Origin of the sequence: Acidithiobacillus sp. AC3, from assembly GCF_050261095.1 — a bacterium.
Lineage (GTDB): Bacteria > Pseudomonadota > Gammaproteobacteria > Acidithiobacillales > Acidithiobacillaceae > Igneacidithiobacillus > Igneacidithiobacillus copahuensis.
In genome coordinates this window covers 1752756-1776754 of record NZ_CP189838.1, presented here as the reverse complement: position 1 = coordinate 1776754, position 23999 = coordinate 1752756, and the positions used below count along the sequence as shown (strand labels likewise).

The window sequence follows — 23999 nt, the reverse complement described above, 5'->3', positions numbered from 1 at the left end:
CGTCACTGATACGGGGGCTTTAGGCGCAGGGACTACAGGGGCAGGGGCCGCTATGGCCCCAAGCGGGACAAGGAATAATAGTGCTGCCAATACTCGATCCATGGGTTCTCTCCTATTCGGTTTGAGGGGTCAGGCTTCCAGCGCAGCAAGGAACGGGATTGCCACAAAGAAGAAAAACAGAATGGTCATGATTTCGTTCCTTTTGCTGGGTGCCTATTTATAGCTGTCGCGTGTCAACCTTTTTTCTGAAAATGTTCAGCGATCAATGTTTGCTTCTTTCTGCTTGGCCTTGCGCTGCTTTTCCCTATCCTCCCGCAAGAGTCGATCCCGCTCCGCGCGCGCCTGCTCCTGTTGCTGCCGCTCTTGTGCGGCCTTGGCCCGTGTGCGTTCTTCCGCCTGGCGGTCCAGATCGGGGAGTTCATGGCGAAGCTGCGGCAATTTGTCTGGGTTCTTTCCCGGCTCCAAACCTAGAGCATGGTGGGCGGTCTCGCGGGCCGCGTATTTCTCCCACTTCTCCCCCAGCTTTTGGGCATCGGTGGTGATGATCTCTAGCCCGGTTTTCTCACGAGAACAGGCGACATAGGCGGCTTCTGCTCCGGCGACCTTGGCCGCCTCGCCAATGACTATCGCTTTCTCGAACGTCGATCCCTGGGCGCTGTGGATGGTGCGGGCATAGCTGTAATCGGCCACTTCCATGCTCTCCAAGGGAACCGCCATGCCGTCTTGCAGGCGCACGGCGGGCTGGCCGTCGATGATTTTCACAGTACCTACGCTGCCGTTGAGGATGCCGCGCTCGCGGTCATTCTGACGGAAAAGGATTTTCTCGCCGTCCGCGATCTGCATTTGCCGGGGCTGGTAGACCTGACGCACCTTGCCGGGGTCGACGCGCCGCCCACCCTCGTCAATGAGCTTCCCGCCCTCAATGTGGTCTACGGTTCGGTACTCCGGCTCTTTACTTGTGCCCACGTTGATCACCAATCCAGGGGTGTAGCTTTGGGCGTGTTTCCGCTGCTCATCGGACAAATTGGTCTTGTCCAGTGCCGTTATGGTCACGGATTTCTCCGGGTTCAGTTCGCCGCGCTCAATGAGTCCGGCACGGATGGCATCGTTGGCGGCCTGTCGGGTGGCATTGGTGCTCGCCAATAGCAAGGTATTGGCCCGATCTTCCGGGGAAAGAGAAAGGTAGCGGTTAGCCGCTACTTGAGCGAGTTTTTGTATACGGTCCTCGCCTTTCTCTACGCGGATTTCGGTCATGTAGGGTTTTGCAAGCTGGACGCCGCGCTTTGCGTCGCCTCGTGCAAATGCCTCTGCGATCTCTTTCAGTCGGGGGTCTTTCTGCCGCTGGATTTCGTCGATCCGAACATGATCCAAACTGCCGGATTCCAGAAGCTGCTTGAATGTGGTGCCCGCCTCCACGCTTTGGAGTTGCAGGGGATCGCCAACAGACAGGGTGCGGGCACCCTCGCGGTCGGCCTTGGCAAAAAAGGCGTGATAGTCCTTGGCAGAGACCATGCCTGCCTCGTCCAATAAATAAAGGGTCTTGCTCGGCTGCTCTTCTTTATCCTTGAGCAAGCTGGCAAGTGTGCGGGATTCGCACCCTGCACTTTCAAGTTCTTTCGCCGCCGCTGCCGAGGGGGCTACGCCAATGACGTTGTACCCTGCGGCCTTGTACTGCTCGACGACAATCTTCATGCTGGTGGTCTTGCCCGCCCCGGCGTAGCCGACGATACCGATATGCCGGTCCTGGCTCGTTAGGGCCAGATCCACGGCGGCCCGCTGGCCCGGACTGAACTTCCAGCCCTGGGCCTGCTCACGGGCATCCAGCAACGCGGCTACTGCCCCTGTTCCTCGGCCATCGCCTGCCCGTCGCACATGGCGATCTCCATATCCACCAGGTGCGCCATGATCCGGCAAAATACCTGAATCCGTCCGCTGCTGGTCTGCATCCAGACGGCTGCCGGACAACAGGCGCAAACGGTCTTGGGAGAGTGGTTCAGGGTTAATAGCGTGGGGCTGGTAATGTCTTGCCTGGTGATCGTCTTTGCTTCCATGGTGCTGCTCCTTTTCGGGTGAAAGAATCTTTGGGGTCGGACTGGACACTTCGGCGTCAGGGGGAAGGATCGCCTCAGTCTGGCCTCTGCCCTGACGGGCGCGGTCCATGATCTCCGCCTCGCGATGCAAGGCTTCCCTGGTGGTGTATCGCTGGTCCAGCTTGCCCGTGCCGTCCCGGTCGCGGTGGCCTGCGTCCAGCAGTTCGGCGTTGGCCTCAATGGCGGACTGTACCTGCTCTATCGTCACGGAACCCATGCCGAATTGCAGTGCCGCATTTTCCAGTTCCGCGCGAGAAATTACGGTGTCCCGTTCGGATAAATGCCGGATCGCGGCGTCCAGCGCCTGGTCCGGTGTGAGTTCCTGCTGGATGTCTTTTGGGTGTTCTTGCAACCTTCGACCGTCAATACCTGCCGCACGTAACTCCCGACGCCATGCGAAATGCTGGTCCATTCGTGATAGTTGCGCCTTTCCCGCTCGGGTGGCATTTTGGGCAGCTTCCCGCTGGGCGGCGGTGGCGTTTTCGATTCCGCGTTCGGCCAGATCATCACGGATTTGTCCCTGACGGCGGGAGAAATGGGCGATTTGCTCTCTGGTGATTCCCGCAAGTTCAAAACCGTCTGATGTGCGTTCGATTTGATACCCCAGGGATTTTAACTCTCTAGCCAGTTCGGTTTTGTAAATCTGGTCCACCAAAAGCTGATGTATATTGTTCTCGCCCCAATCAATTCTCAGTGCCGCCCAGGCCCCATCGCTGCGTCGCGTCATGTTTGGAATAATGACGTGAGTATGTAAATGCGGGTCCGCTTTGCCATCCACAACACGCCCATCCTCGTGACGATACCCTGCGGCCAGAATATTCTGCGTATACTCGGTTTCCGCGCCTCCCTTCCCGATTCTGGCATAGGCAAGAGATTTCACACGGTCAATGGCTTTCTCGACGGCTTTATCATGCGCGTTCATGATACGGTCGTCATCCACCATCAGGATAGAGACCGATTTGGGAGCCGAAAAAGTCAGGTCGTAGCCCATGCGGTGCTTTTCCTTCTGGTTGCCTCTGCCGGATAAATCCGTCCCATCCGGGGCAATGCCGGATAGCAGGGATTCCACTTTGTCAGCGTCTGGTTTACCAGAAAGCCCGAACTCCGCACCAGCGATCCATTGGCTCGGCGCGCCGCCTTTCTCGGAATAGTAGCCGGTGGCGAGCTGTTGGCCGTGTTCGTTGAACTTGTCTTTGCCCGGCTCTTTCCTTTCGGCCTGGACATATTTGGAAACGGCCTTCGCATGGTTTCCTTTCAGTGTCGTGAATCGCAACATCGGGGCCTCCATTCCTATCCTGAAAATAGCAGCACGATGTCAACCTTTTTCTCCGCTGCTGCAAGGAAGTCGCGTGTAACTGTGACGTGTTTGGCGAAGCGGTTTTGGGTGAAGCGACCGCCGAAGGCTGGGAGCGTGGAACGCACAAAGTGCCCGGCAACGGGCACGTCCTCACCGAAAATGAAGCGCAGCGAAATTCAGGTGGGGTTGTGCGTATAAAAGACACCCGCAGGGTGTCGTCCCTGTATTCACGTGATTGGATTCGGTTCGGATTCAGTTCGGTACGAGTTAGGCACGCATTGAGTACCAAGGTAGTACCGCATGAGTGCCTGACTAGTACCAAACTATGTCGTAGAGCGGCCAATGGCGTGAAAAAAGGTTGACACGGTGCAGCTATGTTTGAGGGGGTCGATTTACCCCCCGAAGGAGACATAATGGTGGAACCGAAAAGAACCTTTGCGATAGTTGGGCGGTACGCAGATGCCATCAGCGATGCCCGAAAAAATGGGTGCACATGGAAAGAACTGTTAGTTGTCCTTGCTCCCGTAATCGGTGTGAGGCATGAGAGGATATTGGCTAATGCGTACCGACGAGCAGCACGCGCAATTGAAAGTGGGCGCATATCCCCAAAGCAATTGCCGTTGCCCATGATGGGAGAGGAAAAGACGTCCTCTGGTGGCGTAACAAAACGCCTCATTGCTGAGAAAAAACATGACGCATCGCGGTCAAGCGATGAGGATAGCTCTTGGTTGGATAAGTATCGTTTGGATAAATAAGGAGACTTGAAATGGAAAAGATGATGTTTGTTTCACATGGAGACAAAGGCGGCGTGGGGAAATCCGTAATATCCATGCTAGTAGTCGAAGCGTTGTTACAACGTGACTTGATTGTGTCTCTGATTGAAGGGGACAACAAGACCCCTGACTTGGCAAAACGCTACGCTGGAACCACAAATGTTTCTCTTGGGGTACTTTCTCTCAACCGCGCGGGTGATGCAGAAAATGCGTTATCCAAGTTTGGAGATTATTTGGAGTCACATGACGCCAGTTTTGTGGTGGTGAACCTGCCTGCCGGGGCGGGAGACACGCTGGATGCCAATGGGGATTTGCTCCGTGGATTGGCAGACGCTCTCGAATACAAATTGATAGTTACCTATGCGATGGAAAAAACTCGGTGTCCACTGACGGTCTTGTCTATTCCATGAAAAAGGGTTTACTCGCTCATATCGATCCAGCTAATCGGTGGGTGGCTTATCCCTTGTATAAGGGTGATCCGCGAGAATTTCATTGGTATTCGTGTCCTCAGCGCAATGAATTTGAGATTGCGGGGGAATTGAAAATCCCCGCGCTCAAAAATACCCAAGCATTGAACCGGTTAGAAGCCACACCTGGGCGGGTGGCCGATCTTGTGGCTGGTCGGCCTGACGGGTGGCAGATTTTAGATGTGGCAAGTGTTAAACGGTTTCTGGATGCAGGAATTGAGGAAGTGGCCCGTATCTTTTGTGAGGAGTGCTAATCATGGGTAAAATCAAGGGCGTAGACTTATTGGCAACGCTTGCCGCAGATCTGGAGAAGACTGAGGCTGAGGCAGAAGCGAGACGACAGGCTCGGGCTGCCCAGGATGGGCCAAAGGCAGATGAGGCAATTGATGCGGTATTTAACGGCATCAGTCAGTCGGATGCGAAGGCCCTCTCTGCCTGGTGTGTACGATTCCGAGTTGGCCCGGAGGATGTGGTTTGGGGGCAAATCTTGGCGACCAGAATCAGCGTTGATGCGATGCAGGCCGCAAGACAGGCGGCAGATGCTGTGCAGGCCGGGATCGGAAAAATCCAGGGCGAAGTTTTGGCTGGGGCAAGGGCGGCAGGAAAAGATGTTGCCCAGGAGATCGAGGCGGCGGGGAAGCGAGTGACAACGGCCATTACCCAACACCTAAATGCGCCAGGCAATGGGATACTTGCCAGCATCATGACAGCTCTGGAAACCGGGGTAGGAACGGGACTGGGGAGTGCCAAGGATGCTTTGCGACAGGCCCAGGCCGAGGCAGGCCAGATCATCCAATCCTTGCCCGGAGAGGTCCAAGAGGCAATCCAGCAAAGCAAGTCGATAGCCGCTGAGGAGTTCCGTCAAGAGGCGGTGAAAACCCTGAACCGCATGGAACAAAACGCAATGCCGGGCTGGCTGCTGATTGGAGGGGTGTTGAGCTTGTTTCTTATCAGTTTAGGGGCTGCCTTAGCTAATGTTGTCGAGACCGGCGAGCGAGCATGGTGGGCCACTCGCACCCACTCGGTCTGGGTAACGATTTTCACGGCACCGCTTGGCTGGCTATTGATACCCACGTGTGGCATTGCTCTGATCGAGGCTGGGCGAGGATACTCCGAGTTCGACCGGCTCCGATTTATCCTGATCTGGATTGGCGTTAGCGTTACCGTTTTGGGAGTGGTTCTTCCAGTGGTCTTACATTTCCTGGCCGGGTAATCCAACGCGCCGCAAAGCCTTTTTATCGCCCGCCCTGTGCGGGCTTTTTTTGAAGCCGAATATGGTATAATCAAAGTGCTCTTGGCCTAGCGCGAAAGGGGACTCCGGGTTCCGGGGTTTGCGTGTGATACGGCGAGTCGCGCAACAAGAGCACCTCCGGCCTAGCGCCAAAGGGCCACACTGGGCTGCGGTGGGTGCGCCGCAGCGGACAGTTTCTTGTGGTATAGCCGCTCGGTTGCGGATACACTTACCACATGGATATTCAAGAGACCGTTGACAGTTTGCGGAAGGTGCTGGAGAGCGTTGTCGCTCCCGGCGTGGAATCTCTGCGTCTACGCCTCGACGCGGTGGAGAAAGAGTTACACGAGAATGGGCAGAGTATCGACCGACTGGATGCCCGCGTGGATCGTCTCACCGGGAGAATGGAAGAAGGCTTTGCACGGCTGGACACTCGTATCGACACCTTGGGATCGAGCATCAATGCCCGTGTGGACCATCTGACCGAACGCATGGAAGAAGGTTTCAAAAGAATGGACAGCAAAATAGATAGCCTTGCGGAACGGATGGATACCCGCCTGGATGCTCTTACCTCCGCCATCCTTGCCATGCGGCAACCGACCTATCCAGATGCGGTACTCTCGCGCCTGGAAAAGCTGGAACGGGAGATTGAGGCGCTACGGCGGGCTGGGTAGCAGGAGGCGGCATGAAACATCCAGAGCCTAAGTATAATTTTCGCGTTGGTGCCACCCCAGACTGTCCAATCGCAATTCAGGACACCGGAGCCGGAGAGTACCTACTGGTGCTTGCCCGCTTCGTGCGGGACGTGAACCCTGATCTGATTTTCCTGCGTAGCGATACCGAAGACCTTTCCGTAGTACGCAAGTCGCTGGAATATCTGTCGCGCCGTGGGCAACTTGTCGGTGTCGCGGAGCAGCTACCCGATGAGGAAGTGGCGGCGATCTTTGGGGTGGGGGTGCGTCAGTACCAATCCACGGTCATCAATCCGAATGGAGATGCGGCGGCCTTTGCCCAATATTGATTGTCCCACAGGGATAAGAGTCCTTATGGGCAGTGGGACAAAGCCAAAACGTCTGATTTTCCTCGCCTTGAGCAAGGTTCCTTGGACAGGTTTCTACCGCAAGGATTGGGTTAGTTTGGCGGCGTCAGAGGCATGAGATGCCCACAAAACCCTGCGATCTTCCCGATTTTGTTGTCAGGTGAGGGTTTAGAGTCGTTCTGCGATTTTTTGCTGCTCGGGATGGACTGGTTTCCGGTCAAATCGCGGTTCTGCGCCAGTTCTGGGCCTTTTGGGGGGTGGAAATGCTGTTTTTGGGGCGAGTTGGTCTAGCCCCGCCGCTAGCGGGTTGCCGAAGAGCGGTATCAGCTACAGGCTGGGGGACTCCCGCCGCCACACAAGGCGGCGTCCAGGACCAAAATGATGGCTTGATACTCAACCGGAGCGGCTGGGTCCAGAGCCTCAGCCCGGCACTGGTCCAGTGCTGCCCAAGCGATATCCGTGCCTTGCCGGATCAGCCCGTCCGTGACCTCGATGGCGACCTTGGTTGCTTGCGTGCCAAACTTTTCCAGTGACCGGCGTACTGCTCTGACTTCCTCAGCCCGAGGCCCTGTGGTTGCCAGGTAGCGAGCAAGATATGGGGCTTTTTTGAGGCAGTGGTCCAGCCACTCGGAGTAGGTATCATTGCGCGGCGCGACGGGCGCAAAACCCATACCATCCGTGCCCGTGGCCCGGCATTCCCGTTGCAGGGCTTCCCTCGTGATTTTCCCGCCCTGGGCGATCAGGCGGCCCGCCGCGTAATGGAAGGCGATGACCCTCCCATCGTGGGCTATGCCCTTGCTCTCTCGATTCGATTGAGCGGAGACCCGCAGATATTGGATAGTCAGCCCGTGCATCGGGGCTGTGGCCAGGGGCCAGCCGCCACAGACAAGGCCGTGGAGAGGCTGATCAGCGGGTTGATTCAGGGCGCGGGCACGGCCAAGCCCCTGCAATCGGGCATCATCAATTATTTCCTGAAAAAACGCCTGGATCGTCGGGTCTTGGTAAATCCCCGCTCGGGATTGTTGCTCCTGCTCGCCAGTGCAAATCCATTGCCCGGATATCCAAGATTCCTCGTTGCCCTGATAGTGGGGGATGGTGGCTGGGTCGGTTCCCGCTCTGATCAATAACGCCCGGTGCGTTTCCCACTGCTGGCCCAGCACCGTGCGTGGGACTGCGGGCTGGTCAAACAGTATCGGATTCCAGCCCGCCCACGAGTTGTGAGCGCGGTCATGCCACCCCCACCATCCGATTCCCCCGCGGATGGTTAGCTCCCACAACGATTGCCGATCCAACCCATTGATATGCTTGAGTGACATGCCTGTCACTCGTGCCAAAAGTCGCAGCGCCTTTGGTTTCTGCATTAGGATGTAGCTTGGCCCATATTGAGACTTCCACTCCCGGAATATCCGTTCCGCCGCTTTTACCTGCCCCGCAATGTCCTCCTCGTCGATGCGGCCCTGCCGGTTCCGGCGAGGCGCAGCATGAAATCGCGCAGGGTCAACCGCCAAGTCAAGCTGCTGCTCACCGATCACACGATATATCTCTCCCTCATTGGCTTGGAGCATGGCCTTGGCCGTGGGGGAAAGCGTGGCGTCGGCCAGCAAAACAGCGTGGCCGGAGATCAACTCCGCAATGGGGTTTCGATACGTGAGGAAAAGCCGCCCATCAACAATCGAGATTGTGCCATTGTCGGCTGCATCAGCTATTTCTTTCGCCGCGCGCAACGGCGCAGATAGCAAGGTAGTCCACCGCTCCCATTGCGGGAGTTCCCAGCGGCCTGAGCTGCCAACGGATTCCTTGCGGTACGCTTTGGCAAAATCCAAGGATTTTACGGCATCCACGATTGCCGGGGCATCTATGTATGCGCCCCCCGTGTGGGCGTGAGCGCCAAGCTCTTGTCCTATAACCTCAAATGCCTGATAGAGGCGGCGGAGATTATCATTATCCTCATCCTTTTTGAGAATGTTATTTATTGAGTTGAGCCACTCAGTGAGGTGGTCAAGATGGGCAAATGCCGAGTGTGCAAATTCTATCCCCTCATCAACCATGATAAGACGCGGAATCCGCTCGTCCCCCGCGACAAAAACGGCATCCTGTGGGCCGAAGCCCTGTGCGGTAACAACGATTACGGTTTGGTGTTGTGATTCCGCTTGGTGATCGGCCCAGCAATGATCCGATGCGGATTTCCTCAAATGAGGAAGATCACGAAAAAACTGCAAGGCATGTTCGGGCGGCTCCTTGCCGCGCTCATCTGCAATCCGAATTGCACGTAGATTGCCGTGTTCGCAGTGCCCCGCCCCGCACAATGCGGCTGCCTGCATATGCTCGGTTTCCCGGAGTTCCGCGCCGAGTGCCGCCTTGGTGCAATGCCAGGGTATGTCAAAACCGCCAGCATCGGTCATATCCTCGCGACCGTGTCGCCACCACGCTCCTGCTGCCTGGTATTCCGATGCCTCGTTGCGGCCTTTGGCCACGATTACGGTGACAATACTTTCGGCTTTGAGCGCCTTGATGATCCTTTTGATGGCGGTACTTTTGCCCATACCAAAGGTGATTTCCAGACCCAGGCGGGGCGGCTCACCCTCGCCTCTCTGCCAGGCTTTGGCCCGCGCTACAAAGCGGTCCACCAGTTTTGTGAGCGATCCACGTCCCCGCTCCACGGTGAGCGTCTTTGTTGGCAGGCGAGGGGTTTTTGCATCGCGAACCCCAATAATGGAGCGGATGGTGACATCATCGGGCAGGTACGGCGCCATTGCCACGTCGCCGGTTGCAACGGCTGCGGACAAATGCGCCCGCAAGACATCATCGGGGATGCCTTCGCGGACATAATCGCCCCAGTCCCTGGACTTGCCGTCCCCCTTGGGTCCGCCGTCCTCTGTGGATGGGGGCATGGCAAAAAAGGCCCTCAGGCCCGCACGGCGCAGGACTGTAACGGCGTAAGCCGCTGCTTTCTGCCCAGTTTGACTTTCATCCTCATCGACGAGAATCACCGCAGCATCCGCTGCTGCCTTTTGCTCCTCGCTTAATCTTTCTGCTGCCTTGGCCTGCTCGTCCGCCCAGCGCCGGATTCCGGCGGCATCAAACGTGCAGACGCCTGGCTGGCCTGCCGCCTGGACTACCACTCCATCTGTTTCAAAACCCTCGCCAATCAGCCGGTAGCGGCCTATACCGAGATCCAGAGGCTTGACACCCGCAGGCCAGCGAATGGGTAGAAAACCTCTCCGGCCCAGCATTTTGCGCTCAATCTTGTTGCCGCTATGGTCAAGGTAGGTCCGCTGGACACCACAAAAGGCGCCCTCGCTCTGCATGGGCACAAGGATGGTGCCGCCGTCACTGATACGCACCTGGCGCATCCAATGATCCAGGTGCTCCCCGCCAAAGCGCGACTGCATATAGGTTCGTGCAGCGTCACGTTCGCGCTCGATTATGACTCTGCGCCCCATTTTTCCTTTGGAGGACAGCCCGCGATTCCAGGCAGAAGGCATGTCGTCCGCATGGGTACAGGTCCAAGCATGCATCCACAGCCGCAGTGCAGCGGCCCTGGTATCAGGCTGGCCTTGATGCCCGCCTTCGGCGGGGCGTGGGGAAGCGGCAATGGCTGCGGGGGCGATGCCGGGGATTTGCAGCCGACGCAGGAGCGCGGCAATCGTGCCGCCCTTGCCGCTGGCCGCGTCGAGATACAGGCCCTTAGCTGGATTGATCTTGTAGGAGCAATGGCCCGTACCATCACAATCCGCCTCAATTTCCCGGCCAACGCGGTGAAATTGGATGCCTTTTTGCTCAAGGATTTCAGCAATCTGGTCGGGGGAAAAGGTTTTAATCTTTTTCTTGGGGGTCATAGAATCCCCCCAAACAGATCAAGCTGTTGCCCTGGGCCATAAGGTATCGGCTGCGTGGGCGGTAGGTTATCCCATCGATCCATTGCCCGGCGTGCGTCGTTGCGGAATTTTGCCCGCTGTAGGAGCCGGGTATACGTTTTATGCGCCGCCTGACGGGAGACGCCTATCTGCCTCGCGGCCTCTGCGATGGTTGGGCAGGATTGGATGGCCTGGATTAGCTCACGCTCAGCCCGGTAGCGGGCAACGCCGATTAGATCTACATCTGGCACTGCCTCCGGCTGGGACTGGTCATCGTCGGCCTCAGCCAGGTCAAAATCGGCCACCAGGGCCGCGTCATCGAGTATCTGCCCGCCGATTTTATGCCGCTCCCTCCGGCGGCGGTTGGCAAGCGTGGTGGCAGACAACCCAACCATCTCCGGGGCATGCTCCATCAGCCACAAATCGGCTGCATCTAATTTTGGCTCGGTGGTAGGCGCGTCCGACTTGGGCAAATCGCGCAACGGCATGACACGCGCAACCGATGATGGGACCTCTGGGATTACGGTGATCTTGATTTCGGGAGCGGCGGTCATTGCGTGCCCCCCTTGCCCATGGCCTGAGCAGCAATACGGGGGCGGCCACGAGGGCGTTTTTGCTGGGGCGCTGCTGGCTTGTCCGGCCTTGGGGGCGGAGTCGGACGGGGGGCTTGGCCGATAAACTCCAAATAATGATGGACCGTGAAGCGGGGGCCGGCCAATGTCTGGATTGGCTTGGAGAGCTTGCCTTGCGAAACAAGGTTGTAGATCGTTTGCCGGGCGCAGCCGCCCAAGGCTGCAAAGGCTCCGTAGTCGTAGAGCTGTAGGGGTAGTAGGGATTGCTCCGCCGGATCGTCGGCGGCTAGCTGAGTGTAAAGACTATTGGATTGTTTTTCTGTGAGTAATCGTCGGTGGGGCGGTTCTCCGTCGCCTCCGCTGCCGTCGTCATCATCTGACGATTTTGAGGCAGGCTTGCGAGCGCTTGGGCGTCGGGCAGCATGGCTCTGGCGGCCAGTGCTATTGTTAGCCGTGCGGCAAGCAGTTACATTGATCTGCGTCTGAAAGATACTTGAGAGTCGGTTATTCAACGCGGTATCACGGTCTTTCAGAAAGCTGCGAAAGGCGTCGTTGTATCGCTTTACCCTTTCAGGGGTTGGCGAGTTTGATTCATGCAGTTCGGCTGGGTCGATGCCAATGCGGCTTTCCTCTGCCATCCAATCAGACTTTGCCTGGCTCACAAAATCGCAATAATCACCAAACTCGTCTACCGGCAAATCTTTGTTTAGCTCGTTCAGGATAATTTGCGACAAACCGACTGGCGTATTTATCTCACGGCAAAGGTCAGAAAACCGCTTTTCTAGGTCTGAATAGTTCCACGCTTCCGTGTAGATTTCCTCGTATGCGTCTATCAGTTTGGCAACCAAATCCGATAGATTGGGAAAAGCCGGGTACGATTCGCTGTAAGCATCTGTTATCAAATTGATCTTTTGTGCCTTTTTAGCGTCCAAATCTTTTTTGATTATTTGAGCCGCTTTCTTGATCTCGGCAGGACTGTAATGCTCATGCTGCACCACAATTTCGCGCGCGGCATCCAGAGTTAGGGCCGTCCCTGGCTTTTTTGTTTCCATGCTCGCATCCTCCAGAAAGATAAAGTGGTGCGCGGGTCTGGTCCATCCTACTTTTGGTCCCCCGCGCAGGGGAAGCATGGTGGCACCGCGCACCGAATTAGTATCCCACAGCGCCCAGAGGGATGCAAGCATGTTTCCAAAAAATCTGTTCTTATTCATGATGATGGTATACCATGGGTGAGGGACAAATGAGGGACAGTGCGAAAAGGAAGCATGGGTAAAGGTGAGTAAGGATAGGTAAAGCATTTGCTCTAACATACTGATTTTATTGAATATAGAAATGCGATAGATTCTCAACGGGTTAGATAATAGCAGTTTTTTGGACTCCGAATCCAAAGGTCACAGGTTCGAATCCTGTATCGCGCGCCAATAAAATCAATGAATTATGAAGAACCCAGCCGCGCGCTGGGTTTTTGTGTCCAAAATGTGTCCATACTGTTCCCAAATTGTGTCCAAGCGGGCATTGCATGGTCCTGCCTCTCCCCGAAAATGCTGATTAGCTCCGGGCCACAGCGCTATCTTTGATCAATGGTAACCAATGGCCCGCCTGTCGTTTGGCTCCTGACCCCGATGGCTGCGCATTCCTAGGCAGGCGGCGAGAGATGTAGTCCCTCCCCCCAGCTTTCGTAGTTGATGATCTCCGTCAAGGTGTACTGATAGCCACTCTGCGCAACGGTTTCCTGCAAAACGGCCTGCTGTGGATAATAAGGCGCGCTGCTCGACAGATAGATCGTGCCGCTCGCCGCGCTTATCGATCCGATCGGCAACGCAGCACCCGCTTTATTGAGCTCCATCAATCCCTTTCCATTGACGGTGAAATGAAAAGCCGTCGTTGGAATGCCGCGTATCGATTGGTCCGGCAGTTCGACGACATCCGTCAGATAGGGCTGGATTTTTTGCCAAGGAATGGACTGCGGGACTTGCACCGGGATGACCCCTTGCCGGTAGCCACCACCAGGAGGGGAGGTCCGATACCATGCCTTGTCGCCGATGGTCAGGCTGCTTGCCGTTGCCGAAATCCCCGCGAAAAATTCGGTTTTTGCGGTGGCTTCACTTTCTTTGTTGATTGGATCCACGGCCCCCCAGCCGGTGATTTCTGCAGGCAAAAGCGCGCTGGTGACGCGAATCCGAAAATGAAAAGGGGTCGTCAGGAAATTGGCAATTCCGCTCCGCAGCCTTTCTGGGAGCACGGCTGAACTCCCGCTTGATGATGATGTCGGACCTGCCTCTTGTAGAGGAGAGAGCTCCTGTGCCCGAAGCGGGGTGCTGAAAAGTGAGCCGCACAAAGTTAGCGCTGCTGCGCTCAGGAGCAGGGCATTTGTGCGTCGATTCCGGTGCAGGATCATTTGTACAATCTCTCCAAAATGGCTCTATCCTGAAGTCATGCGCTGCATACTTTCTGTCGATTCTGGCCCAGCACAACGCTGGGACGAAGCGGCTGCGCAGTTCTCCGCCTTGCGCGCATAGCGCTGATCGCGCGTCCTGTCGTGGCAGAGGGAAATACACAAAGCGTGCCAGCACGGATGGCCTGTATTTCTGGGGCTGCGATGCCAAGATCTGTTTCTGATCGGCTACAGCGCATTGTCACCCCGATATGCAATATGTAGAACTCGACTGCTTGATATGGACGAATCCAGGTTGCCTGGCTGTCGTCAAATGGAAACAACCGGGGAGCTATGCTCAACTGGCTTTGTACAGGTGGTTGAGCGTTTTGTAGGCTGATTTCTGGAGCGCGCTGCTGCCGTGGGATGGTGAAAAAGAATGTGTCCCCCTGGGCATTGCTGGGAATGCCCGGGGGTGGTGTGTTGCGGATCAGTGGCTCTCGTAGCCCGCCAGATGGGTGATCCGGTGGCGGAAGACCCAGATCTGATAGGCGTTGTACATGATCATGACGGGTACGAAGCCGGTCATGAACAGGGTCAGGATGGCCAGGTCGTTGGCCGGGTTGCCGCCTGCGGTGATAGTCCAAGTATTGGGAATGATATACGGGAAGTTGGTTGCCCACATCCCGCCCCACATCAAGACCACGATGGCGCCGCACCAGAGCAGGGCCAGAAAATCCCAATGGGCGGCGTGCGCCGACATCATCTTGTAGGCCGAGACCAGAATGGCCAACAACAGGATCAACCAGCCAAACCAGCCGCTGCCCGTCCACTTGGCGGCATCCGGCATGATGGCATAGGACCAGATCAGGGTGATGACGACCGCCGCCAGGGCCAGAAACGAGAAGATCGTCGCCCAGTGATGGGCCTTCTTATAGATCGGATCGTCCTGCTTGAAGCGGGCACAGAGGAACAAGGTGCCGGCCAGACCACCGGCAATGACCGCGCCAATGCCCGTCCAGATGCTGAAGAGGCTGAGGAAGCTCAGCGCATTGCCAGCGAAGTGCGGTACCGTGTTGACGAAGGGGTCATTGGCCACCTGGATGCCTTGCGCATTTCCTTTGGCCATGGGAAAGCCCAGCAGGGTGGCACCCAGGGCAATGCCAGCAAAGAACGCGGCCACCAGGCTACCGAGCCCGAACATGGTGCCCCAGAATTTCTTCGATGTCTTGGCATGGACATGAAACTCAAAGGCCACTGCACGCGAGATGATCCCCCACAGCGCAAACATCAGCGGAATCATCAGATAGTTGAAGGTGGAGCCGTAGACGAGAGGGAAGGCGCCAAAGATGACCCCGCCGGCCACTACCAGCCAGGTTTCGTTGGCATCCCAGGTCCCTGCCATGGAAGACATGACCGCCGCACGGTCATTATCGTCCCGCAGAAAGAGGAGAGAGAAGACCCCGGCACCGAGATCGGCACCGTCCAGCACGATATAAATGATGAAAAACAGTCCCAGCAGAATCCACCAGAAGGTGCTGAGCGCACTGTGGATTCGCAGAATATCACTTAGATGATCCATGATCGTTGTCCTTTTGCATCAGGGAGGCAAAGCGCAAGGCCTTACCTCCGATAGACGGGTTCAGAGCTTGTTCAGGGTAGGCTTGGCAAAACTCGCCTGGGCCAGGCCGCCGCCGGAGGATTCCGCAGGCGTAGAGCCCACCACCGGGCTGTGCAAATCCGGTCCCTTCTGGATGATGCGGCTAAAGAAGTACCACGCCCCGCCCCAGACCATGAATTCAAAGACAATATAGCCCGCGAACCACAGAGCTTCGGCGGAGACCCCCATGTGGCTCACCCCCTGCCAGGTCCGCATCAGGCCATAGACAACCCAGGGTTGGCGGCCAATCTCGCGCGTCCACCAGCCCGTCCATACTGCCAGGTAGGGCAGAAACCCGCTGAAGACCAGCAAGCGCAGGAAGCGGGGATGGCGGCGGAGCTTCTCTGCCGTCAGTTCCCCGCGGATGCGCAGCCAGTTGCCCCACAGAGCCATCAGAAACAGGAAGAAGCCGATGGTCACCATGAGTCGGAAGGCATAGAAGGGCACCCAGACATCCGGACGGTCATTGGGCGCGAACTGATCCATTCCCGCGACTTTGCCATTCAAGGTGTGGGTTTCCAGCAGACTCAAGACATGCGGGATGGTAATGGCAAAGATATTGCCATCGTTTTGTGCATTGGGAATGGCAATGATATGCCAGCCGGAGTTCACCCTTCCATCTGGCAGATAGGTGTGATAATGCCCTTCCATCGCCGCCAGCGAAGTGGGTTGATCGACCGCCACTTCGCGCCCCAGCTCATCGCCAATGAAGATCTGCAAGGGAGTTATCACCAGCAGCGCGAGGAGCGTTGGCTTGAGCAGCGTAGTGAAGAGATCCGCGTGGCGATTCTTGAGAATGAACCACGCCGACACCGCAGCAAAGAAAAAGAGCGCGAGCTCCACGGTGGCGATCCACATATGCGGAAAGCCGATATCGAAGTTGGGATTGAAGATCGCATGCCACCAGTTGGTCACCTGGAAGAGACCATCTTTCAGCACGATCCCCCGGGGCGACTGCATCCAGCCATTGGCCACCAGGATCCACATGGCCGAGAGGCTGGAAGACAGGGCCACATTGAAGGTGGAAAACAGGTGCATGCCCTTGCCGATCTTGCCCCAACCAAAGATCATTAGACCAATGAAGCCGGCCTCGTACATGAAGGCGGTAATGGTTTCAAAACCGAGGATATTGCCAAAGAAGGGACCAACGGCCTGGGAAAAGGGCCCGTAGAGAATGCCGAAAGCCATCTCCATGGTGACCCCGGTTGCCACGCCGGCGCCAAAGTTGACGATAAAAAGCTTTTCGAAGAAGCGTTGCAAGCGGTACCACTTTTCGTTCCCCGTGCGCAGCCAGGCCACTTCCAGAAAGAAGAGCAGCCAGGACATGCCGATGGTGACCGGCGTCCAGAGAATATGCATGGACGTGATGAAGGCAAAGTCCAGGCGGCTGAGCATTATCGGGAGTGTATTCTCGATAATCATAAAAACTCCTTATCTTGTAAGCGATGTGAATCGCGGCAAGCCTGATTGGCTTGCGGCTGTAGAAGCACTCTCTGTACCTGACAAAAGCGGTAAACTATGTTCTAATAAAAATATATAGTTATATGATATTTCATCAGAAGGTCTCCTCCCTTCTGGTCCAAATCAACCGCACGCACTGGTTTATATCAACCTTTCTGGTGTATTTGCACCGCGGCTGCCGCCGATCAATTTCATGAAACTCTACGATTTATTTTCGCGGATGGTATTGGCAGAGTGGCCATTCAAGTTCTCGCGTTCTGTGCCGTTACTGAGCCATAGATAGACTTGATCAGCAGGATTGTTATGCACGAGGCAACAGAAAACAGCGGTGAAGTGCTGGAGACAGTCACCAGCATCCTGACCCGGCAGCTCGCCCTCAGCCGTGAACAGTTGGAGCAAGCCATCACCGATATTGTCGGTCGCTTCACCAGCCTGCACCGTCGCTTGAGTGAAGCGGTGCTTTCTTCCCAGGGTACATCCGGCGAAGAAGGCGCCGCGGAAGCGAGGCAGCGTTTTCGCGAAACGGAAACCGAATTGCAAATGATCCTGCGCCATATCGAAGCTTCGGTGCAGCAGCATGAAGCCAATCAGGCGACCATTTCCGCCCTTATGCAGCAGGTCAATGTCCTGGAACAAATGGCGCGAGAGGTGGGAGAGATTGCTGCGCAAACCACGCTCCTGGCCCTTAACGCGGCCATCGAAGCTGCCCGTGCCGGCGAACAGGGGCGCGGCTTCGCGGTGGTGGCCGACGAGGTGCGCAAGCTTTCCTCTCGTTCCAAGGAAAGCAGTGTGGCGATGGCCGAGAATGTCAAGGAAATCGTCAAGGTCATCCGCCAGGTCGTTGCGGCGGCAGGTAAATCCATCGAAGAAGAAAGAACTTTCCTGAAAAATGCGCGGGAATCGACGCGCAACGCCCTGGATCGTGTCGAGCAGATGACCGAAGAGCTCTGCACCTCTCAGGCCAGACTACAACTGGAGGGAACGCAAATCGCCGGGGATATGGATCAGCTTCTGGTCACTCTGCAATTTCAGGATCGCGTCAATCAGATTCTGCAGCACGTCGAAGAAGGTCTGGCTGAATTGCCGCGACATCTGCACCCCAGGGAAAGCCTGCAGAGCGTCCAAGACTGGCTGCAGTCCATGGAGAATCGCTACAGCACGGCCGAAGAGCGGGCCGCCCACCGCAATGAAGGTGTCGCGACCGCTGGCGGTGGCGACGACATCACCTTTTTTTGAATCCAAGGGATAGCGCAATGGCAAAAACGATTTTGATAGTGGATGACTCGGCCTCCTTGCGGCAGGTGGTACGTATTGCCCTGGAGGGGGCGGGGTACGAGGTGCTGGAGGCTGGTGATGGTGTGCAGGGTCTCGCCCAGCTGCAGGCCGCCCCTCGCGTTCATCTGATCATCAGCGACGTCAACATGCCCAACATGGATGGGATCACGTTTCTGAAAAATATCAAACAACTACCCAACTACAAGTTCACACCGGTCATCATGCTGACCACGGAAAGTGGCGACGAGATGAAACAGGAAGGCCGCGCCGCAGGTGCCAAGGCCTGGGTCGTCAAGCCCTTTCAGCCACAGCAGTTGCTGGCGGCCGTTGCCAAGCTGGTATTGCCCTGAGCATGGAAATCCGCGAAGAACGTCACGGCGAACAGCTGCAGCTTGGGTTGCAGGGTAATCTGGATATCTATGCCGTTGCGCAGTTGCGTGAACGTTTGCTTTCCGCTTTGGCGTCCGCGCACACCCTCGATATCGATCTGCACCAGGTGGAGGAAATCGACGGCGCTGGTCTGCAATTGCTCCTGGCCCTGAAGCGGGGTGCCAGCGAACAGGGTTGCCAATTGTCCCTGAGTAACCACCCTCCTGCGGTCGTCGAAGCCATGGAACTCTGTCGCCTGTCGTCCTTTTTCGGTGATCCGATTCTATTGCAGCGTGAGCAAGCATGATGATAGATATCGATCCCGCGCTCCAGGGCGCCATGGAAACCTTTTTCGAGGAAAGCCGCGATCTGCTGCAGGAGATGGAGCAGATCCTGCTCGGCGTCGAAACCCATGGTCTGGAGGCCGAGCAACTCAATGCCCTGTTTCGGGCCGCGCATACCATCAAGGGCTCAGCCGGACTCTTTGGTCTGGATCCTTTGGTACGTTTTACCCATCGGCTGGAAAACCTGCTCGACCGCATCCGTGCCGGGCAGCAGGCCTTCGCTGCCGAACAGATGGTTCCCTTGTTGCTCGCCTGCGCCGATCACCTCGGGGCGTATCTTGCGATGCTACAGGGGGCAGAGCCCTTTCAGCCCGACTTTCTCGCCGAGGACGTGCGTCTTCTCGAAGCCCTGGAGGCGGTGCAGCAACCCCAGCCAGAAGGAAGTCGCCTGCCAGCACCGGTAAGTAATCGCCCGGCGTCACCTGTGGTGCAACCGGCAGATACTCCTGCCCCAGCAGATCAGCCGCAGGCCTCTCAACCTGCCAGCTGGCATATTTCTTTGCGCTTTGGCGTGGACACCTTTCGTGACGGCATGGACCCGCTGTCCTTTCTGCAGTACCTACGACAGATGGGAGAGATTCTGGGTCTGGTCACCCTGACCGATCAATTGCCCAAGTTTGCCGAGCTGGATCCTGAAAGTTGCTATCTGGGTTTCGAGATCGCCTTTGCCAGTACTGCCAGCAAAGCGGAACTTGCTGCCGTCTTCGATTTTGTCAAAGACAGTTGCACGCTCCACATCTTGCCCAGTCATGATCGTCTCCCGGAATATCTGCGGATGATCGAGTCCCTCCCCGAAGCCGATCACAAACTGGGGGAGATCCTGGTTGCTGTCGGTTCCCTCACTCCCGAGGAGCTGCAGCAAGCCCTCGGGCAGCAACGGGAGGAAGAAGATCGCAGTGGTCAACATCATCCCTTGGGGGAGATTCTGGTTGCCTCTCAGATGGTCCAGGAGCCGCTGGTCCAGGGCGCCCTCGCCAAGCAACAGCAACAACGGGCCCAGCGGCAGATGCTGCGCATCCATGCCGAGGAGCTCGATCAACTGGTCGATCTGGTGGGCGAACTGGTCATTGCCAGCGCAGGCAATCGCCTGCGTGCCCAGGAAGAAGAGCGTGAACTCAGGGTGGAGGCGGCGGTGCAGGTCGCACGTCTGGTCGAGGAGATCCGCGATCGTGCCCTGCATTTGCGCATGATCGAGGTGAACGAAATCTACCAGCGCTTTCCGCGCGTGGTGCGCGATACCGCCAAGCAGTTGGGTAAGGACATTCGCCTGGAGATTCGTGGAGAGCAGACGGAACTCGACAAAAGCATGGCGGAAAAAATTGTCGATCCCCTCATGCATCTGGTGCGCAATGCCATGGATCATGGCATCGAGCCTGCAGCAACGCGGCAGGCTACTGGCAAGGATCCGCAGGGACGCATCCTGCTCCAGGCGCGCCACGATGCCAGTGGCATCCTTATCGAGGTCCAGGACGACGGCGCCGGTCTGCAACGCGACAAGATCCTGCGCAAGGCGATCGAGAAGGGCCTGGTGCAGGAAGATCAGAAACTGAGTGATGCCGAGGTATTTGCCCTGATCTTCGCTCCGGGGTTTTCCACTGCCGAGAAAATCAGTGATATCTCCGGACGGGGCGTGGGTATGGACGTAGTCAAGCAGAACATCGAGTCCATCCGCGGAAGCATCGACATCGAGAGCCAGCCCGGCCAGGGTACCACCATTCGCATCCGCCTGCCGCTCACCCTTTCCATCATCGACGGCTTTGTGGTGCGGATTGGCAAGGGCCTCTTCGTGATTCCTTCTGACGCCGTCGAGGAGTGTCTCGAGTACCCGCAAGTCGAAGCGGCGGGATATCTGCAATTGCGCGGTCAGCCCCTGCCCTTGCTCGATCTTGCGGCGATGTTCCAGGTAGAGCAGGACGCCGGGAGCCGACGCAATGTCATTGTCGTGGGGCAGGGCTCCGAACGTATCGGGGTGCTGGTCGGCGCCATTCTGGGCAATCAGCAAACGGTCATCAAACCCCTGGGACGCCTTTTCGAATCCTTACCCGGCATCTCGGCGGCCACCATTCTGGGCAATGGTGAGCTCGCCCCGATCCTTGATATTGCCCACCTACTCCAACACCACACCCGGCCTAGCCGCACGGCCCAGCCGACGAGTTCTTCATAGGAGATCCAATGATGTTTGCAAATCTGCGTATCGGTGTGCGGCTCAGCCTCGCCTTTGCACTCTTGATCATCTTTCTGATAGCAGTTGGCGGTACCGGCTGGTGGGGCGCGCAGCGGCTCAAAGGTGATCTGGAAACGGTTACCGGAACCGTTGCCACGAATGTCGATAAAATCAACTCCATCATGCTGCATGTCGGGCGGATGAAGGCCGACTTTAATCTGGCGTATGGTTTGCCCGCGCAAGCGGCCCAGGCATCCGCCCAAATCGCCCAGATCGACAAGCAGATTCGACCATTTTACCCGTATCTTGAGAAAACCCTGATCAGCCCGGAAGCGCGCACGGATCTGCGCGAATCTCAGGCGACCTACGATACCTTCTATCGTGCCGAGCAGCGGTATTTACAATTGCTCCTCGCTGCCGACCAGGATCCCAAGACGGAAACCCAGGCGATCAATGCAGCCAATGATTTCTTCAATAGCCAGGTCACTCCCGCAGAGCGGCATCTGTACGCCGTCAATCATCAGCTACGCAGCCATGCAGCGAGCACCTTGGTGGCCAAGCGGAAACAGGGCGCAGCGGACGCAGAGATGGTCAGTACGGTAACCGTGCTCATCGTCGTGCTTGCCATCATTGCCAGCATTCTGATCGCGTGGGGATTGTCGCGCTCCATCACCCGTCCGCTCCTGGAAGCGGTACGGGTATCTGAGCGGGTCGCCGAGGGGGATCTCAGCGTGCAGGTCCAGCCGCGGGGCAAGGACGAAACCGGACGTCTGATGAGCGCCATGCAGGCCATGGTAAAAAATCTGACCCAGATCATTGGCGATGTCCGTGCGGCCGCCGACAACCTGTCCAGCGCCTCGGAAGAGGTCAGCGCCACTTCCCAATCCCTGTCCCAGGCGGCCTCGGAACAGGCGGCCAGTGTCGAAGAAACCTCCGCTACCCTGGAGCAGGCGGCTGCTTCCATCAAGCAGAATGCGGAAAATGCGCGGGTCACCGATGATATCGCCACCAGCGCGGCAAAAGAGGCGCAAAGAGGTGGTGAGGCGGTCAGTCAGACCCTACAGGCGATGAAGGACATTGCCGAGCGGATAGGTATCGTCGACGATATCGCGTATCAGACCAATATGCTGGCGCTGAATGCCGCCATCGAAGCGGCGCGGGCCGGAGAACACGGCAAGGGCTTTGCCGTGGTCGCCGCTGAGGTGCGCAAACTGGCGGAACGCAGTCAGATCGCGGCACAGGAGATCGGCTCTCTGGCCAGCGGCAGCCTCAAGGTCGCCGAAAATGCCGGCCAGGCCCTGGAAGCACTGGTGCCCGCGATTGCTAAAACCTCGGACCTGGTACAGGAAATCAACGCGGCGTCCAACGAGCAGGCCGCCGGCATCGACCAGATCAATGTGGCCGTGGGGCAGTTGAATCAGGTAACGCAGCAAAATGCCTCGGCCTCCGAGGAGTTGGCGGCGACTGCCGAAGAGATGAGCGGGCAGGCAGGACAGCTGCAAGAGCTCATGGCCCGTTTCCGCCTGGATAATGAGGCGCAGCGTCAGGGGCGCAAGTCGGCCAAAGCACCGGCGAGCGAGCACGGCGTCGCGCACCTGCCCAAGGGCACGCCAAGCATGGCAGCGTCCGAAGAATTCGTACGCTTCTGAGGAGGGCACAATGGCACAGGTCCCTGCTACTACCGGCGAGCCAGCGACGAGCAGCGCCGGACAGTTTTTGATTGTGCAGCTGCAAGAAGAAGCCTTCGGTCTGGACATTACGGTGGTGCGCGAAATCATTGCCTATGTGGCGCCGACACCGGTCCCGATGATGCCGAATTTTGTGCTGGGCGTCATCAATCTGCGTGGGCAGGTGGTGCCTGTCATCGATATGGCTCGTCGCTTTGGCCGCAAGCCAACCACTATTTACAAGCGCAGCTGCATCATCATTCTGGATTTTTCGGACGACGGGCAACGCCAACGTATTGGCATCGTTGTCGATGCGGTCAATGAAGTCATCGAGTTCTCTGCGCAGCAAATCGAGGTGCCTCCCCAATTCGGCACGGGACTGCGCACCGATTTTCTGCGCGGAATGGGAAAAATCGATGGTCGATTCATTGTGCTGCTGGAAATGAAAAAGGTGCTTTCCCTGGAGGAAATGGCGCAATTGGTAGCTCTGCGTGGCACGGAAATCGAACCGGATGAGCAAACCGTCTGATTCTGCGGGTGTTGTTCCCACCCTCCAGGAGTATCAAAAATTGCAGCAGTTTCTGTTTTCCCAGGCGGGTATTACCTTAGGGCCAGGAAAGCAGGCCATGCTCGCGGGGCGTCTGGGAAAACGGCTGCGGGCACTCAATCTGCCCAGCTTTTCTGCCTACTTGCAGCATCTCTCCAGTGATGCTGCAGAGCGCCAGCTGGCCGTCGATCTACTCACCACCAACGAAACCTATTTTTTCCGGGAACCGAAACATTTTGCCTTTTTGAGTGAGATCGCAATTCCGGAGTTCCACGCACAACAAAAGGTACGTATCTGGAGTGCTGCCTGCTCCTCGGGGGAAGAGCCCTATAGTATCGCGATGGTGCTGGCGGAAAGACGTGGCCCGCGACCTTGGGAAGTTCTCGGTTCAGATATCAGCCAAAGCGTTTTACAGAGCGCCCGCGCTGGCCAATATCCCCTCGCGCGAGCCGAGAAAGTCCCGCGTTCCTATCTGCAACGTTTCTGCCTCAAGGGCATTGGTGCACGGGAGGGAACTTTACAAATAGATGCAGCTCTGCGGCAGCGCGTGCAATTTCAGCAAATCAATCTAATTACCGCGCTGGGGAGCGGGGACGATTTCGATATGATTTGGTTGCGGAACGTTCTTATTTACTTTGATACCGAGACAAAGGTAGCGATTTGTCAAAAGCTGTTACAAAAACTGCGACCGGGGGGCTATTTTCTGGTGGGGCATTCGGAAAGCCTGCAAGGCATGATCGGTGGGCTGGAGATGGTGCAGGCCGCCGTTTATCGCAAGCGATGAATGCACAGCGGGAAATTTTTCTGCAGCC

The 23999-nt window shown here is 57.0% G+C and carries 19 protein-coding genes; 12 read left to right on the top strand and 7 right to left on the bottom strand.

What is annotated here, in order from left to right; translation table 11 throughout:
* Window positions 1-255: 255 nt before the first annotated feature.
* Entirely contained in the window at window positions 256-3366 is a 3111-nt protein-coding gene (gene mobF / locus ACQAYK_RS08940) for a MobF family relaxase (protein ID WP_483167526.1), read from the bottom strand.
* Window positions 3367-4153: 787 nt separating this feature from the next.
* Here mobF and ACQAYK_RS08935 point away from each other — a divergent pair.
* From ACQAYK_RS08935 to ACQAYK_RS08915, 5 genes are all read left to right on the top strand, one after another.
* A complete protein-coding gene (locus ACQAYK_RS08935; RefSeq protein ID WP_483167525.1) occupies window positions 4154-4570 on the top strand; it encodes a P-loop NTPase family protein in 417 nt (138 codons plus the stop codon).
* Window positions 4540-4881: a hypothetical protein gene (locus ACQAYK_RS08930; protein WP_483167524.1), complete on the top strand. Its 342-nt coding sequence runs from the start codon at window positions 4540-4542 to the stop codon at window positions 4879-4881. Before ACQAYK_RS08935 ends, ACQAYK_RS08930 begins: the two co-directional genes overlap by 31 nt.
* Window positions 4882-4883: 2 nt before the next feature.
* Window positions 4884-5840: a hypothetical protein gene (locus ACQAYK_RS08925; RefSeq protein ID WP_483167523.1), complete on the top strand. Its 957-nt coding sequence runs from the start codon at window positions 4884-4886 to the stop codon at window positions 5838-5840.
* A gap of 254 nt (window positions 5841-6094) precedes the next feature.
* Window positions 6095-6532: a hypothetical protein gene (locus tag ACQAYK_RS08920; RefSeq protein WP_483167522.1), complete on the top strand. Its 438-nt coding sequence runs from the start codon at window positions 6095-6097 to the stop codon at window positions 6530-6532.
* Between the two features lie 11 nt (window positions 6533-6543).
* Window positions 6544-6879: a hypothetical protein gene (locus ACQAYK_RS08915; RefSeq protein ID WP_483167521.1), complete on the top strand. Its 336-nt coding sequence runs from the start codon at window positions 6544-6546 to the stop codon at window positions 6877-6879.
* Window positions 6880-7220: 341 nt separating this feature from the next.
* Here ACQAYK_RS08915 and ACQAYK_RS08910 read toward each other — a convergent pair whose 3' ends face one another.
* The 6 genes from ACQAYK_RS08910 to ACQAYK_RS08885 all read right to left on the bottom strand — a co-directional run bounded on the left by ACQAYK_RS08910 (window position 7221) and on the right by ACQAYK_RS08885 (window position 16782).
* A complete protein-coding gene (locus ACQAYK_RS08910; protein ID WP_483167520.1) occupies window positions 7221-10736 on the bottom strand; it encodes a toprim domain-containing protein in 3516 nt (1171 codons plus the stop codon).
* Window positions 10733-11308 carry a hypothetical protein gene (locus ACQAYK_RS08905; protein ID WP_483167519.1) on the bottom strand — a complete coding sequence of 192 codons (576 nt, stop codon included), beginning with the start codon at window positions 11306-11308 and terminating at the stop codon, window positions 10733-10735. Before ACQAYK_RS08905 ends, ACQAYK_RS08910 begins: the two co-directional genes overlap by 4 nt.
* On the bottom strand, window positions 11305-12537 hold the full coding sequence (locus ACQAYK_RS08900) for a hypothetical protein (RefSeq protein WP_483167518.1): 1233 nt from the start codon (window positions 12535-12537) through the stop codon (window positions 11305-11307). The genes ACQAYK_RS08905 and ACQAYK_RS08900 overlap by 4 nt, the downstream gene beginning before the upstream one ends.
* 425 nt (window positions 12538-12962) lie before the next feature.
* Window positions 12963-13568 (bottom strand): hypothetical protein, encoded by a 606-nt coding sequence (locus ACQAYK_RS08895; RefSeq protein ID WP_483167517.1) that lies wholly within the window; start codon window positions 13566-13568, stop codon window positions 12963-12965.
* Between the two features lie 622 nt (window positions 13569-14190).
* Window positions 14191-15282, bottom strand: coding sequence for a cytochrome d ubiquinol oxidase subunit II (locus ACQAYK_RS08890; protein WP_483167516.1), 1092 nt, complete (start codon window positions 15280-15282; stop codon window positions 14191-14193).
* Window positions 15283-15342: 60 nt separating this feature from the next.
* A complete protein-coding gene (locus tag ACQAYK_RS08885; RefSeq protein ID WP_483167515.1) occupies window positions 15343-16782 on the bottom strand; it encodes a cytochrome ubiquinol oxidase subunit I in 1440 nt (479 codons plus the stop codon).
* Between the two features lie 342 nt (window positions 16783-17124).
* Between ACQAYK_RS08885 and ACQAYK_RS08880 the strand changes: the two genes are divergently transcribed.
* The 7 genes from ACQAYK_RS08880 to ACQAYK_RS08850 are packed head-to-tail and all read left to right on the top strand — an operon-like array spanning window position 17125 to window position 23971.
* Window positions 17125-18057: a methyl-accepting chemotaxis protein gene (locus ACQAYK_RS08880; RefSeq protein WP_215870827.1), complete on the top strand. Its 933-nt coding sequence runs from the start codon at window positions 17125-17127 to the stop codon at window positions 18055-18057.
* A 17-nt stretch (window positions 18058-18074) separates the two neighbouring features.
* Window positions 18075-18446, top strand: a complete 372-nt coding sequence (locus tag ACQAYK_RS08875; protein ID WP_215870828.1) for a response regulator — start codon at window positions 18075-18077, stop codon at window positions 18444-18446.
* A 2-nt stretch (window positions 18447-18448) separates the two neighbouring features.
* Window positions 18449-18772: an STAS domain-containing protein gene (locus ACQAYK_RS08870; protein WP_215870829.1), complete on the top strand. Its 324-nt coding sequence runs from the start codon at window positions 18449-18451 to the stop codon at window positions 18770-18772.
* A complete protein-coding gene (locus tag ACQAYK_RS08865; RefSeq protein WP_215870830.1) occupies window positions 18769-20973 on the top strand; it encodes a chemotaxis protein CheA in 2205 nt (734 codons plus the stop codon). Before ACQAYK_RS08870 ends, ACQAYK_RS08865 begins: the two co-directional genes overlap by 4 nt.
* An 8-nt stretch (window positions 20974-20981) precedes the next feature.
* The gene (locus ACQAYK_RS08860) at window positions 20982-22622 is read left to right on the top strand and encodes a HAMP domain-containing methyl-accepting chemotaxis protein (RefSeq protein ID WP_215870831.1); all 1641 of its coding nucleotides are present in this window, start codon (window positions 20982-20984) and stop codon (window positions 22620-22622) included.
* A gap of 10 nt (window positions 22623-22632) precedes the next feature.
* Window positions 22633-23169, top strand: a complete 537-nt coding sequence (locus ACQAYK_RS08855; protein WP_215870832.1) for a chemotaxis protein CheW — start codon at window positions 22633-22635, stop codon at window positions 23167-23169.
* Complete coding sequence (locus ACQAYK_RS08850) at window positions 23153-23971, top strand: CheR family methyltransferase (RefSeq protein ID WP_215870833.1); 819 nt, start codon at window positions 23153-23155, stop codon at window positions 23969-23971. Before ACQAYK_RS08855 ends, ACQAYK_RS08850 begins: the two co-directional genes overlap by 17 nt.
* The last annotated feature ends 28 nt before the right edge of the window (window positions 23972-23999 follow it).